Raw genomic sequence first — 1,460 nt, forward strand, 5'->3', positions numbered from 1 at the left:
GGGAGCGAGTGGTGTCAGCCGCGTGGGCAACGACGCCGCGCGGAAAGCATTGGGGGGTCGATGCCATGACGCGTCCGCAGCGAGAAGGCAGCAGAACTGCCGGGGCCGCCGAGGCCCATGAGGCACCGGGGGAGCATGTGCCGGTGCCGGGACCACCGACCATGCCGGCGACCGGGCCCATCGGCCTGGCCGTGATCGGCGCCGGCTACTGGGGTCCCAACCTGGTACGCAACGCCCAGCAGACACCGGCGCTGAGGCTGCGCTGGCTCTGCGACCTGGACGAGGCCCGCTCCCACCGGGTGCTCGGCNNCCTGGAGGCCGGCAAGCACGTCCTGGTGGAGAAGCCCATCACCACCGACGCCGACGACGCCGCGGAGCTGGTGCGGATCGCCGAACGGCACGGGCGGGTGCTGATGTGCGACCACACCTTCTGCTACACCCCCGTGGTGCGCCGGATCCGGGAGATGGTGCACGCCGGGGACCTGGGCGAGGTGCAGTTCTTCGACTCGGTGCGGATCAACCTCGGGCTGGTCCAGCCGGACGTCGACGTGCTGTGGGACCTCGCCCCGCACGACCTGTCCATCCTCGACTTCGTCCTGCCGCCCGGCGTGGAGCCGGTCNNGGGCGGGCCTGCGTCGCCTATCTCACCGTCCGGCTGAGCAGCGGCGCGCTCGCTCACTGCCACGTCAACTGGCTGTCACCGACCAAGGTCCGCACCACCATGATCGGCGGCTCCCGCCGCACCCTGGTCTGGGACGACCTCAACCCCCAGGCCCGGCTGTCGGTCTACGACCGGGGGGTGGACCTCACCCCGCCGGACGAGCTCACCGACGCCATCCGCCACCAGGCGCTGATCTCCTACCGGGTGGGCGAGATGGTCGCCCCGGCACTGGTGGAGCAGGAGGCGCTGCGCAATGTGATGGCCGAGTTCGCCTCGGCCATCGCCCAGGACCGCGCCCCGCTCACCGACGGCCGGGCAGGGGTGCGGGTGCTGCGGCTGCTGCACGCGGCCTCCCGCAGCCTTGAGCTGGGCGGCGTCACCGTACCGGTCGGACCCGGCTCCCACGCCGACGTCCTCACCGCCGGCCTGCCGGCCGGCAGCCTCCACGAAAGGGCCGCCTCCAGATGACCGACACCCCCTCCGTCGAACTGACCGGCGCCCGATGCGTCGTCACCGGTGGTGCCGGAACCATCGGTTCCACCGTCGTCGACCAGCTGCTGGAGGCCGGCGCCGGAGAGGTCGTCGTCCTCGACAACTTCGTCCGTGGCCGGATGGCCAACCTCGCCCACGCCCGGCAGCTGGCCGCCGGCGCACCCGGGCGACTGCGCGTGGTGGACGGCGACATCCGCGACCGGGCGCTGCTGCGCGAGCTGATGGGCCCGGGCACCGACGTCCTCTTCCACCTGGCGGCGATCCGCATCACCCAGTGCGCCACCGAGCCCAGGCTCGCCCTGGAGGT

At 72.7% G+C, this 1,460-nt stretch carries 2 protein-coding genes; both read left to right on the forward strand.

The window, feature by feature from the left end:
- Positions 1–335: 335 nt before the first annotated feature.
- The coding region (locus tag AOK09_RS42765) for a Gfo/Idh/MocA family protein (protein WP_407675453.1) at positions 336–620 on the forward strand (285 nt) is incomplete at its 3' end.
- 505 nt (positions 621–1,125) lie between these two features.
- A partial coding sequence (locus tag AOK09_RS32415; protein ID WP_157876122.1) for an NAD-dependent epimerase/dehydratase family protein occupies positions 1,126–1,460 on the forward strand: 335 nt, incomplete at its 3' end.

This window comes from Peterkaempfera griseoplana, from assembly GCF_001418575.1.
In the GTDB taxonomy this organism is placed as follows: Bacteria; Actinomycetota; Actinomycetes; order Streptomycetales; family Streptomycetaceae; genus Peterkaempfera; species Peterkaempfera griseoplana.